9 protein-coding genes are annotated in these 12,773 nt (G+C 51.3%); 3 read left to right on the forward strand and 6 right to left on the reverse strand.

Features of this window, described 5'->3' with window-relative positions; all coding sequences use genetic code 11:
* Positions 1-76: 76 nt before the first annotated feature.
* From nfsA to argH, 3 genes are all read right to left on the reverse strand, one after another.
* Positions 77-814 carry an oxygen-insensitive NADPH nitroreductase gene (nfsA, locus tag NFR90_RS07030; RefSeq protein WP_251451787.1) on the reverse strand — a complete coding sequence of 246 codons (738 nt, stop codon included), beginning with the start codon at positions 812-814 and terminating at the stop codon, positions 77-79.
* A gap of 89 nt (positions 815-903) precedes the next feature.
* Entirely contained in the window at positions 904-2,232 is a 1,329-nt protein-coding gene (locus tag NFR90_RS07035) for an anaerobic C4-dicarboxylate transporter family protein (RefSeq protein WP_251451790.1), read from the reverse strand.
* An 8-nt stretch (positions 2,233-2,240) separates the two neighbouring features.
* Entirely contained in the window at positions 2,241-3,752 is a 1,512-nt protein-coding gene (argH, locus tag NFR90_RS07040) for an argininosuccinate lyase (protein ID WP_251451793.1), read from the reverse strand.
* Between the two features lie 168 nt (positions 3,753-3,920).
* On the opposite strand from argH, the gene NFR90_RS07045 reads away from it, so the two are divergent.
* Both NFR90_RS07045 and NFR90_RS07050 read left to right on the forward strand, forming a co-directional pair.
* On the forward strand, positions 3,921-4,601 hold the full coding sequence (locus tag NFR90_RS07045; RefSeq protein ID WP_251451796.1) for a LysR family transcriptional regulator: 681 nt from the start codon (positions 3,921-3,923) through the stop codon (positions 4,599-4,601).
* Entirely contained in the window at positions 4,595-4,864 is a 270-nt protein-coding gene (locus tag NFR90_RS07050) for a type 2 periplasmic-binding domain-containing protein (RefSeq protein WP_251451799.1), read from the forward strand. Before NFR90_RS07045 ends, NFR90_RS07050 begins: the two co-directional genes overlap by 7 nt.
* Before the next feature lie 47 nt (positions 4,865-4,911).
* Here NFR90_RS07050 and NFR90_RS07055 read toward each other — a convergent pair whose 3' ends face one another.
* Genes NFR90_RS07055 through NFR90_RS07065 form a run of 3 tightly spaced genes read right to left on the reverse strand, consistent with a single transcriptional unit; the run spans position 4,912 to position 11,230 of the window.
* On the reverse strand, positions 4,912-6,513 hold the full coding sequence (locus tag NFR90_RS07055) for an efflux transporter outer membrane subunit (protein WP_251451802.1): 1,602 nt from the start codon (positions 6,511-6,513) through the stop codon (positions 4,912-4,914).
* On the reverse strand, positions 6,510-10,016 hold the full coding sequence (locus NFR90_RS07060) for an efflux RND transporter permease subunit (RefSeq protein WP_251451805.1): 3,507 nt from the start codon (positions 10,014-10,016) through the stop codon (positions 6,510-6,512). Before NFR90_RS07060 ends, NFR90_RS07055 begins: the two co-directional genes overlap by 4 nt.
* Positions 10,017-10,033: 17 nt before the next feature.
* A complete protein-coding gene (locus tag NFR90_RS07065; RefSeq protein WP_251451808.1) occupies positions 10,034-11,230 on the reverse strand; it encodes an efflux RND transporter periplasmic adaptor subunit in 1,197 nt (398 codons plus the stop codon).
* Between the two features lie 221 nt (positions 11,231-11,451).
* Here NFR90_RS07065 and NFR90_RS07070 point away from each other — a divergent pair, with 221 nt between their 5' ends.
* Complete coding sequence (locus NFR90_RS07070) at positions 11,452-12,600, forward strand: hypothetical protein (RefSeq protein WP_251451811.1); 1,149 nt, start codon at positions 11,452-11,454, stop codon at positions 12,598-12,600.
* Positions 12,601-12,773: the final 173 nt, after the last annotated feature.

The raw sequence follows: 12,773 nt of genomic DNA on the forward strand, positions 1-12,773 counted from the left end.
GGTATAAAATCAATTGGTTAAATTGAAGATGAGACTATTTGTAAAAATAGCTCCTAGAATTTTGGGAATTCAGGTTTTACTTCAAATCCCAGCCTTTGTCCTGCACGTAATCCTTCATATACGTGCGTCTTTCCTTCTTCATATAGCCGATCATATTCTCAGTCCAATCCACGTTTTTAGCGTTGGAGCTTCTGGATTCGTAGTATTTGCGCATCAACTCGTTATAGCGCTTCATTACTTCGGGATCAGGCTCACGATAGCTGTTTTCCATAAACGTGACGGCAGCCGGCATACGCGGTTTAAGACCCGCATGCTCAGCCGGATGACCAAACGCAAGCCCAAATACCGGGAACACGTTTTTCGGCAGCGCCAAGAGGCGATCGATTTCCTGGATGCCGTTGCGGATGCCGCCGATGTAGCAGCCGCCCAAGCCTAAAGATTCCAATGCGGCAAAGGCGTTCTGCGCCATAATGCCCGCATCCTGAATGCCGACAAGAAATTGTTCATTCCAGCCTAAATCCGATTCAGGAAATTCCACCTGATTGCGATGGTAGTCCGCGCAGAAAATCCAGAGTTCCGGCGCCTGCGCAACATGTTTCTGATTACCGGCAAGCACCGCAACCTTTTCTTTAAGCGCCTGTTCCGTAATGCGGATAATCGACGTAACTTGAAGAAAACACGATGTGGACGCACTCTGAGCCGCTCTGAAAATAGCAGCGATATCTTCGTCGGAAACTTTTTCATCAGTAAAATTGCGGCATGATGCATGGTTCAGCATCGTGTCAATCGTCGGATTTCGAGAGTACTTTTCCATCTTTTTCTCCTTTACGCAAAGAACGATTCAATCCTAAACAGAAAAAAGGCCCGATCCGAAAACCGAGCCTTTAAAACTAAGAAAAAATCTTAGAAGAATATGTAGCGAATCGCAAAACCCGCGACCACTGAAGCGAACGTGGCGACAAATCCGGGGATGATGTACGAGTGGTTGACAACCCACTTGCCGATCTTTGTCGTTCCGGTATTGTCAAAGGCGACGCCCGCAAGCAGAACGCCAGTACTCGGAATAATGAAGTAACCGCAGACCGCAGGATACATTGCAACCAAGGTATGCCCGTCAATGCCGAGCGCGATACCAAGCGGAACCATCGCACCGACTGTGGCGCCCTGGCTGTAGGTCAGAGCAGAAACAATGAACATCGCGATCGCAAAGAGATAAGGTCTGCTGCCGACGATTTCAGCAACTTCACTCTTAATCATCGGAAGGTTGTTTGCAATCCATGTATCAGACATCCATGCCAATCCGAAAATTGTCACAACGCCCATCATGCCGGCTTTAAAGACCGAGCAGCTCGTGATTTTTCCGGGATCGGCGCTGCAGAACATCACCATAAGTCCGGCAGAAATCAGCATCACGATTTCAATCATCTGGGTCATGCCGACCGTCATCGATTTGCCTGCCGCATTTGTGACGTGCGGACGCAGTTCCGGGAATGTTCCGATCAGCACCACGGCAAGTGCGGAAATAAGGAAAATCGCGACGGAAAGTTTCGCCTTAGAGGAGACTTCCTTCATTTTTGTTTCCGCGACACCCGCATCCATATCTTTGAAAAGACCTTCCGCAACTTTCTTCTGATACTCAGGATCCTGATCGAGCTCCAATCCTTTCTTGTAGACGGAAAGCGCGCCGATAAATAAACCAATCAGTGTCGCGGGAACAATAATGACCAAAATATCGAAATACGTCACACCCAGAGGTGCGAGGAAAGCGACCATCGCAACCGTCGCCGCGGAAATCGGGCTTGAAGGCACCGCATGCTGAGAGGCAATAACGGAAATCGAAATCGGTCGTTCGGGACGAATGCCGGTTTCTCTGGATACTTCTGAAATAACAGGAAGAAGGTTATAGAGAACGTTTCCGGTGCCTGCCATGAAAGTGAAGAGCCAGGCAATCAGCGGCGCAAAGAAAACGATATGCTTCGGATCACGTTTGAGCATGCGTTCGGCCACGCGAACTAACACGTCCATACCGCCTGCGGTTTGAAGCGTTGCCGCTGCAAGCACCACCGCGGTCATGATCAGCATCACGTTGATCGGAGGATTAGAGGGCGCAAGTCCGAATCCGTATACAAGGACCGCAAGGCCCATGCCGCCCGCCATACCAAAGAAGATGCCGCCCCATCGCGCACCGATAATCATCGCCAAAATGACGACTAGAAATTCAGCTGCAAACATAGCGCCTCCTATTTAGCAAGAGCCGCAAGCTCGTTGGTGAGACGCTCCAGATTCTCTTTAGCTTCCTGAACCTGAGTCTTTCTCAGCGTGAGTTTTGCGTTGTCTCTTTCAAGGTGCAGCGCCAAGCGATCCAGCTGACGTTTCACTTCATCCGTATTGGAGCCGCCGATCGTCTTCTTGGCCTGAGCGTTCTTACTCGGATCAAGCGCTTCCTGAATCAGCTCATTGGTCAGCGTAGTCGTGCGGCCTAAGAGTGTCTGATAGATCGGATTCAAATCGTCTGTTGTGATTTCATTGGCGAACTTCTGCTTCTCCTGCATATAACCCACCAGCATCGCAACCACGCCGTGCGCGGAACGGAAAGAAATTCCGTCGTGGCGCACCATGTAGTTTGCAAGTTCGGTAACCGTACAGAAATTGCCGACGGCGTTTTCGCGCATACGTTCCCGCTTGAGCGTCAGTGTCTTCACGGTCACATTGATGAGCGCGATATCGGCTTCAAATTCCTGCATGCCGGTCCAGACAAAGCGCATCGCCTCAGTAGAGGAATCGCGGCAGTGCGTGAACGGAATATTTTTGAGAACACTGAACACGGATACAAAGAACGCTTCAAGATGCGCGGCTTTGCCTTTAACATGCTCCAGAGTCATCGGATTCTTCTTCTGCGGCATGATCGAAGAGCAGACCGCGCAGGAGTCATCCACTTCAACATAGCCATATTCCGGTGTCGACCAGATATAAAGGTCGTAGGCAAAACGCGACAGGGTGTTCGATGCGATCGCGAAAGCAGAAAGAATATCCATGCAGTAGTCACGGGAAGCGGTGCAGTCGATCGAATTCTGCATCGGCTCATCAAAGCCGAGAAGCTCCGCGGTTCTTTCGCGATTAATCATGAAGGTCGTTGAACCCATGGAACCGCCGCCAAGCGGGCAGATGTTCAGAGATTCCCAAGCGTTTTCAATTCTTCTGAAGTCGCGTTCCAGCGCGTTGAGAATACCCGAAAGGTAGTGACCGAAAGTAATCGGCTCTGACGGCTGCATATGAGTGTAGCCTGACATGACAGCGTCGCGGTTTTTGTCGGCTAAATCCAAGAGGCTTTGGCGCAGTTCATTAAATGAAGCACAGAGCTTGAGGTAAAAACCTCTGATATCCATTCTCTGCTCGCAGGCGAAGAGGTCGTTGCGGGAACGCGCTGTATGCTGCTGTCCGCCGATTTCCGGCCCGGTCTGTTCCAGAAGATAGCGCTCGAGGTTGAAATACAGATCCTCCACATTGGGATTGATTTCAAACTCCGGATGTTCCTGCATCGCGGCAATACGCTGCGTGCATTCAAGAATAGAGGCCGCGACGTCCTGCTTAATAATGCCCTGCTCCGCAAGCATAATGACATGCGCTTTGTTGATATCGAGAATCGTCTGATAACTTCTCTCTAAATCCTGTGCGATGGCGGGACCGATGAGGTATTTCACGACCTCGGTCGCCGGTTTCTTCTTAATTTTTCCGCGATGTTTCTCGTCCATGGTTTGTCTCCTTGGTTGATGAATTGAATTAGGACAAAAATATTTTTATCTCAGGCGATGGCAATCGGAAAATAACTTAGAAAAATTCGATAATAATTTTTTAATTATTCGATGTTTTATGCAAAAATTTATTATCGAAACAAAGAATTATGTACCCGGAGAAACGTCATGCTTTTCGGAACGCACACCAAAGTTTTTATTGCCGTCGTCGAACAGGGCAATATTCAGGAAGCCGCCTCCGTTCTCAAAATCTCCCAATCCTCTGTCTCTTATCACCTAAAGGAGCTTGAAAAAGAAGTCGGCTTTCAGCTCTACGACCGAAGCCAAAAGCCGAATCATCTGACGGAAGAAGGCGCTTTGCTTTTCAGAGAGCTTCGGCAGGAGCGAGAGCATCTTGCGCGCACACTCGGAAAGCTAAGATCAGGCTGCTCGATTCGGCCGACATTGCGATTCGGAATTGTTGAAAGCCTTGCTCGCAATCTCGGAGCATCTGTCATTGAGAATCTCGCCTCGCGTTTATCTTCTATCGTTATGGTCACCGGAACCTCGGAGCGTCTCTACAGCAAACTCAAGCACCGAGACATTGATTGGGCGATCACAAGCAGACTGCCGGACGCGTCCGAATTTTTGACGCAGAAACTGTTTTCCGAACCCTCCGTCCTTGCGGTTCCTCTGTCTATGGATTTTGGAGCAAAGGCTGTCAGCTGGCAGGATTTAAAGTTCTGCGGTCTGCCGCTGCTGCGTTATATCCGCTCCTCCGGCGGACACAAAATCACGGAATCACTGCTGGGCGCTCTTTCCGTAGATCTTCCCGTCAAAATTGAAGTGGATGACGGCGCGTCATGCTGAAGCTGATCGCTGAAGGCCTCGGCTGGTCTTTTATACGGCCTGCGACTTTAATTCAGCACCTGGAACTTACTGAGCGCATCAGAATTCTGCCGATGCCCAACCCCGTGATGCAGCGCCAGCTTATTCTCGCATACCGCAAAGACATCGACCCGCAGATGCGGGACGAAATTTTAGTCATCTGCGATCGATTTTATAAAGAGACACTGCACCCGGAAATTATCAGACTTGCACCCTGGCTTGCCGCATCCTTACCCGCTTCATAAAGTAAAAGCCTGATCATCTGTTAGGACAATCAGGCTTGTCTGTCTGTTTATTTGTGGGGCTCAGCCACCGGAATCGGAACAGCATCGGAGTTTATTTCCGGATTCGGAATCTCTTCCGGAGAATCCGGCTTTCTCAAAGGAAGCGGAACTGAGGAGGAAGTCTCCGGAGCCGCCTGGACTTGTTCCTTCTTCAGCTTTTCGGCTTCTTCTAAGTCTTTGATCGCCTGCTCTTCTTCAATCAGCGCCTGATCAATCCAGCCGCCGCCAAGGGACTGATAGATCTGACCGATGGAGCTCAACGCTCTTGCCTTAACTTCCGCAAGCTGAATTTCCTGCGGAAGCAGAGACTGCTCAGCCTGCAGAACTGTCACGTAACCGGTGTAGCCGCCCTGATACTGAGCGGTCGCGAGCTTCTGATATTCCTGAAGGCTCTTGACCAGCGCCCTCTTCGTGCGAAGCTCAATGACCGCGTTCTCACGGCTGCTGAGCGCGTTATCCACATCGGCAAACGCCTGCGCGACCGCTAACTGATAAGCCGCCAACATCGCTTTCTGCTGCGCTTCAGCACTCTTTACACCTGCCGTAACGGCGCCCCAGCGGAAGATCGGACCGGTAAACGAACCGGTATAACTCCACATGTGCGATGGGCTCTTAAATAAATTATGCAGCTCGTCACTGGCGTAGCCCAATCCCGCTGAGAGCGAAATGGTCGGGAAATAAAGCGCTTTAGCCGCTCCGATATCCGCGTTCGCTGCCTTTAACGTCTCTTCAGCCTCAACAATATCCGGCCGCTGCGTCAGAAGATCACTCGGAATACCGGCCGCAATCACCGGTGTGCTCAGTTCATCAAGCTTCTTGAACTGAGGCATCGCCTTCGGAGCGATACCGGTCAGAATCGATAGAGAATTGATCAGTTCCGTGCGGTTCTGCCGAATCTGAGGAATCTGAACCATGGCGCTTTCCCACTGAGAACGCGCCTGCGCGACTTCCATCTCGGAAACATTGCCGTACTGGAAGCGAAGCTTGAAGAGCTTGTACGTTTCAAAGTAACTTTCCGCTGTCGCGACGTCAATTCGATACTGTTCGTCAGCGGCAAGAATTGAAAAATAAGTGCTGACCACCGAACCGATCACAGAAGCGATCGCGGCTTTATGCGCAGCCTGTGCGGACCGATAGGAAGCAACCGCAGATTCAGTCTGTCTGCGGATGCGTCCCCAGAGATCAATTTCCCAGGAAGCGTTTGCCAAACCCTCATAGGTTGTAATGGCTTTACCGTCCATCATGGCGCCCGTCACAGTATTGAGACTTTGGCGGGCCTTTCCGCCGTCACCGCTGTAGGAGAGCTGCGGGAAGAGACTCGAGCGGGATACGGTCACCTGGGCGGCCGCCTTCTCTACATTCGCCATAGTCTGCTGCAGAGTGCGGTTGTTCGCGATCGCTTTGGATACCAGGTAATCCAAAGCCGGATCGTTGTACTGCCGCCACCAGCGGGCGGTCAGCCAGTTAGAGGCGTCAACCTGCCCGTGGATGTTCCTGAAGTTCTCAGGAACCGGCACAACCGGTCTTTCATAATCGGGACCGACCGCGCAAGAGGAAAGAAACAGCGCGGACGACACGGCCGCCGCCAAAATCAGGAATCTTCTTTTCATTGTTTTCCTCCTTCTTTGCCGTCGTCTTTAGCATCAGCCTTTTGCGACTGTTCATTGGCCTGCTCCAGCTTTTCCGCGATCTTATTGTCCTTGCGTTTGAGCGCGCGCTGAGCTTCTTCATCCGAAACCGCGTCTTCGGCATGGACATTATCCTCGCGCTGCTTGTCAGTCAGGGATTCAATGCCGACCTTCTGATCCTCGGTTGCTTCCGGATTGAAATCCGGAGAGTTGGTGATCGTCAGAGTGCCGTCGGGTGATACCTTAACATCAGCTTTCGGGTCATACACGGTACCCGGTCCTTTGAGGATTGCAAGGCGCAGTTTGTCAGTGATCGGAATATTGCGCTCAGCTAATTTAGCGGCAAGTTTCACCGCGCTCTTAGCGCCGCGGCGTTCCGCCCATCCTTCAAACCAAACATAGAAGATCGGGACAAAGAGCAGCGCAAGTGTAGACACGCCAATCATGCCGCCCACAATACCGGTACCGAGAGAGTGTCTCGAAGCGGCGCCCGCGCCTGTCGCAACCGCAAGCGGGAGTGTGCCGCCGATAAACGCAAGAGACGTCATGATAATCGGACGGAAACGAAGCTCGCCCGCGTCAATAGCCGCACGCACCAAATCCATACCCTTGTTTCTGAGTTCAACCGCGAACTCGACGATAAGAATCGCGTTCTTTGCCGCCAAACCGATCATCACCAGCATACCGATTTGGAAGTAAACATCGTTCTCAAGTCCTCTCGCCCATGTCGCAACCAGTGCGCCGATCACGCCGAACGGAACCGCCAGAATGACGGAGCCCGGAAGCGCCCAGCTTTCATACTGCGCGGCAAGCACGAGGAACACGAGCAGCAGACCGAAAGCAAACACCACCGCTGACGATGAGCCTGAAGACTGCTGTTCATAACTGATGCCGCTCCAGCCGTAGGTATAGCCCTGCGGAAGTGTTTCGGCAGCGACTTCTTCCAACGCCTTCATACCTTGGCCGGAAGAGTAGCCCGGAGCCGCATTGCCAATCACCTGAGCCGCTGGGAATCCGTTAAAGTGCGGCAACAGCGTCGGTCCGCTCGTGTATTCCGTTGTAATCACGGAACTCAGCGGAATCATCTCGCCCTTGTTGTTGCTGACATAGAGCTTGGAAATATCATCCGGGCTTTCGCGATAACGCGGTTCAGCCTGAATAATCACAAACCACACGCGGGAGAACTGACTGAACTGGCTCGCAATGGCAGAACCGAACTGACTCTGAAGCGTGTCGAACACGCTTTGCGTATCCAATCCGAGAAGCTTTGCCTTGTCTTTGTCGTACGTGATCTTTAGCTGCTGATTGGAAGCGCTGAATGTCGAAGTAAGACCCGTCAGCTCAGGACGCTGACGCGCGGCGGCAAGGAATTTTTCCAGGTTCTCGCCAAGCTGCACCGGAGAGCCGCTCGCGGTGTCCTGAATCCAGAACTCAAAACCGCCCGTAGTACCCAAGCCCGGAATCGCAGGCGGGTTAATCGGGACCACCAAACCGGAAAGCTGAGAAGACATGCCCATGCGCTGCATATCCTGCATAATCGCGTTCGCATTCATCTTTTCCGCTGTCTTCGCGTTCTTATATCGTTCTGAGAACGGAGAAAGCGTCATGAAGTACGTACCGGCGTTGGTCTTCATACCGCCGTCAATCAGCGAGAAACCGGAGACGGAGTTTCTGGTCTCAACGCCCTTGATCGGTTCGAAAGCTTTATCCACGGTCTGCATCATCGTCGAGGTTCTCTGCAGACTCGCTGACGGCGGAAGCATGATGGCCGCAACCACATAACCTTGGTCTTCGCTGGGCACAAAGCCTGTCGGCAGCACTCGGAAGATCGAGAAAATGCTGACCATCATCGCGCCAAAAAGCACCACCACTAAAAGTGTTCTTCTAAAGAGCGCCCTTGTCCAGCCGCCGTATTTAACCGTCAAAATACCGAAGAGACGGTTAAATTGATAGAAGAATCCTTTTGTCTTCGGTTCGGAATGACTCAGCCAGCTTGCACAAAGCGCAGGCGTCAGCGTAAGTGCCACAAAACCGGAAATCGTGACGGAAATCGCAATCGTGATCGCGAACTGCTTATAGAGCATACCGGTCGTTCCCGCCATGAATGCCGCAGGAATAAAGACGCTCGCGAGAACCAGTACGGTTGCGATAATCGGGCCGGAAACCTCAGACATAGCCGCGATCGTCGCGTCCACCGGGTTCATCGCCTTTTCCGACATATTTCTCTCGACGTTCTCCACCACCACAATGGCGTCGTCCACCACCAAGCCGATCGCGAGCACCAAGCCGAAGAGCGTCAGCAGGTTGATGCTGAAGCCCAGCGCAAGCATACCGATAAAGGTACCCGTCAAAGCGACCACAATGGCCGTACAGGCAATCGCTGTAGATTTGAAACTCTGCAGGAAGATATAGATAACCGCAATAACCAGCAGAACAGCTTCAAATAAGGTCTTAATCACCTCTTCAATAGAAATACGGACGAAATCCGTGGTATCCATTGCAACCTTATATTCAAGCCCTTCCGGGAAACTCTTCTTGAGTTCCGTTAACGCTTTGCGCACATTGTCAGATACGTCGAGCGCGTTGGCGCCTGCCTGCTGATACACAGCAATCAGCGCCGCCGGCACGCCGTTCATATTGGCGGTTGCCTCATAGCTTCTTGAACCCACCGCGACTCTTGCGATGTCTTTCACACGCACGATCGCGCTGCCGTCCTGATTGGATCGGACAATGATGTCCTCGTAGCCCTTCGGATCAACTGAAGGAGAAGGTGCGATGATCGGGAAGGTCTGAATCGTTGAGGGCAGAGAGGGAGCAGCACCGATGTTGCCTGCTGCAAACCGGCTGTTCTGTTCGGAAATCGCCGATGTCACATCAGAAGTTGTAATGCCCAGCGAAGCCATTCGATCGGGGTTAAGCCAAATACGCATCGCCTGATCCGCATTACCCAAAATCGCTGATTGTCCGGCGCCCTTCACGCGCTTGATCGCGTCCATTACGTAAACATTGGCGTAATTGTTGATGTAGTCGCGCGAGTACCTCTTATCAGGACTGTAGATACCAACCAGCATCAAAATCGAAGACGAACGCTTTTCGATCGTCAGGCCGTTGGTAATGACCTCTGAAGGCAGATACGGCTGAGCGATGTTGACACGGTTCTGGACCTGAACCTGAGCGATATCCGGGTCCGTCCCGATCTCAAAGAACACCGTCAGCATCATCGAACCGGACGAAGACGACGTACTCTGCATGTAAATCATGTTGTCAACGCCGTTGATCTGCGTTTCGATCGGAGCGGCGACCGTATCGGCCACCGTTCTGGCGTCCGCACCGGGATAATTAGCCGTTACGGTGATCTGTACCGGCGCCATGTTCGGATACTGCTCAATCGGCAGCTGGAACATTGATAGCAGACCGGCGATAACAATCACCAGAGAGGTGACGATCGCGAAAATCGGTCGTTTAATGAAGAAGTTCGAAAACATATGCCGCCTCCCGATGATTAGTTGACAGCGTCGGAGGCAGAATCAGAGGATTTAACGCTCGTGTCCGGTTTAGCCTGATCTACTTCTTTGAGAACTTTAACAGGCGCATCTGTCGCCAAGAGCATCATCCCTTCGGTAACGACCCGATCTCCGTCCTGCAGACCGTTTGTGATCAGCCAGTCCTGACCGATCCAGCTGCCGACTTCAACCGGACGAAGCTGAGCCTTGTCATCCTTAGTAATGACCCATACAAAATGTCCCTTACTGCCCTGCTGAACCGCAATCTGAGGCACGACAATCGCATTGACGTACTTAGAGCCCTTCACAATCGCGCGAACGTACTGCTGAGGACGCAGAACATTGTCCGGGTTGTCAAAGGAAGCTCTCAGTTCAAACGTTCCGGTATCGGGATTGAAGTTCGGGCTCGAGAATGTGACACGGCCGGTGTGACCGTAAATTTCACCGCCCGCAAGCTCAAGCTGAACCTCGTAATCATGATTAGGCGGTGTTTTCAAAATACCCGCTTTCACTTCTTTCTGAATCTGCGCTTCCTGGTTCTCCGACATGGAGAATGTCACCCACATCGGAGACATGGTATAGATGGTCGCCAAGTGCGCGTTTGATGTATTGATATAAGTCCCGTCCGTCTGAAGCGCAGAGCTTGCATAACCGGTTACGGGAGAAGTAATCGTGCAGTACGAGAGATTCAGTTTCGCGCTTTCAACCTGAGCTTTAGCGTTAGACACCGCAGCACTTGTCGTCTGGAAATTTCCGACGGCCTGATCAAGGTCGGTCTGACTGAGCGCTTTCAGCTTGGCCAGCGGTCTGATACGGTCTAAATTGCGTTTTGCGACCTGATGCGCCGCTTCACTTGACGCAAGAGAGGCCTCGGCTTCTCTCAGCTGGACTTCAAACGGTTTTTTATCCATCAGGAAAAGCACCTGACCTTCTTTAACCGTGCCGCCCTCCGTGTATTGGCGGCTGTCGAGAAAACCGTTCACTCGGCTGTAGATCTCAACCGCGCGCGAGCTGTCAGTTTTTGCGACCCAAACCATGTCGGCAGGAACATCATGACGTGAAACTTTAACGACAACAACAGGACTAGGACCGGCAGAGCTGCCGACATCGGTTTTCTTATCACAGCCGGATAACGCCAGGAAACCGCTCGTCATAAGAATTGCCATAACAGTCGGTTTTATCAAAGTTTTAATCACGATTTTTCTCTCTACGTTGTTCTAATAAACCGCAAGGGCCGATTTAATCGTGATTAGTATGTAACAGAATTTACACTTAGTCGGGATTTCCCTACCCATTTTCGCCATAAAGATGTGATTAATTCATTCGCCGCCAACATCTCTCAATCCCGAAAACACCGAATGCGCCTAAAATTCTGATTAATGAAACAAATCGGTTATTTTTTCCGCCTCGACTCTTTATGATGATTACAAGAAAAACAACACTTTTCCTTGCCTGTGCTCTGTGCTCGTCCGCGGTATCGGCTGCCGCCTACCGCGCACCGCACTGGAAAAGCTTCAAGCTCGGCGAAGACACCTACAGCACAATTTACAAGACGGCCAATCGCTCGGATGACTATGCCTGCCGGCTTAAAAGCCAAAGCGTTTACGACAATAATGAAAGCCAGCTGGTGGTCTTCGGACCTTGTTTAGGCAGCGGACCGCTTGAAACTGTGCTTTTTAACTTCAACAAGGATAAGGTGCTGACTTCGGTACACGCCTACTACAAGCTTGCCGAGGGAACCCAGGACGCGTCCGAACTCTTTGAGACCATTTCAAATCAGCTCGGAGGCGGATTTAAAGAGTACAACCTTGCGGAAAACGGCGTCAGCTCCAAGGTTTGGAAAAAAGAAACACCTCGGATCAGCTACGAAATTAAATTAACCGGAAGCGAGTATGTCGTCGTAGAAAATCTGCGCGGCAGCTCAGAAACCAAAGGACACGTGACGGACAAAACCAAGGCGGTCGCCTCTCACATTTTTAATTATGAGAAAAATGTCTCTCTGCTGCATGATTATGCGCAGGCCTACTCACCTTCTGAACTGATCGACATCACTCGGGAAGACGAAACCGGTTATCACGAGATCACTAAAAACGGCTGTTCCGTCAAAGGCATTCTGCGGGAAAGGCACACCAATTACATTGTGATGGATTCGACGCAGATCTTTCTTTCCAATATGAAGATGATGAAACACTTCCCGCTGGATCGAGTCGGCCTTCTGAAGCTCAAAGACGTAAGCGTTGACCGCGGCAAGATTTACGCCACACTGGTGTCTCCCATTGAACCCGCTCAGGCGACGCTCAGTGACAGACTTGAAGCGCTTGATCTGCTTGAAGCGCGCCGAATAAAAGAGGCAGAAGCTAAAGACCCGCAGGTGCGGCACCACTATGCGGTCGCCAAGAGCGCCGAAGGCGTCCTGATGCAGGGCCCCTGCTTTGTACCGTTCCAAGAAGGACAGCCCTACAACGAAAAGAAGTGCCTTGAAAAAATCGAGAATTACTTCAAATCCTACGACTTTTACCGCACACCGACTTACCGCTTCTTTAAGCGTCTGAGCAACGCACTCTGACAAGAAGCCTAAACCGCGGACCGGCTCAGCTGAGTCGGTTTTTTATTAATACCGATCTTTGCGTCGTTCTGTGTAAAGTAAAGATTTTGCGAACGACGCACAAACACTAAACTTCCATTGCGACACAAACTGACGCTGCAGCTTGTAAGATTGATATTGCCTTAAAAAATACT

It is taken from the genome of Parasutterella muris, from assembly GCF_943193095.1.
Lineage (GTDB): Bacteria > Pseudomonadota > Gammaproteobacteria > Burkholderiales > Burkholderiaceae_F > Parasutterella > Parasutterella muris.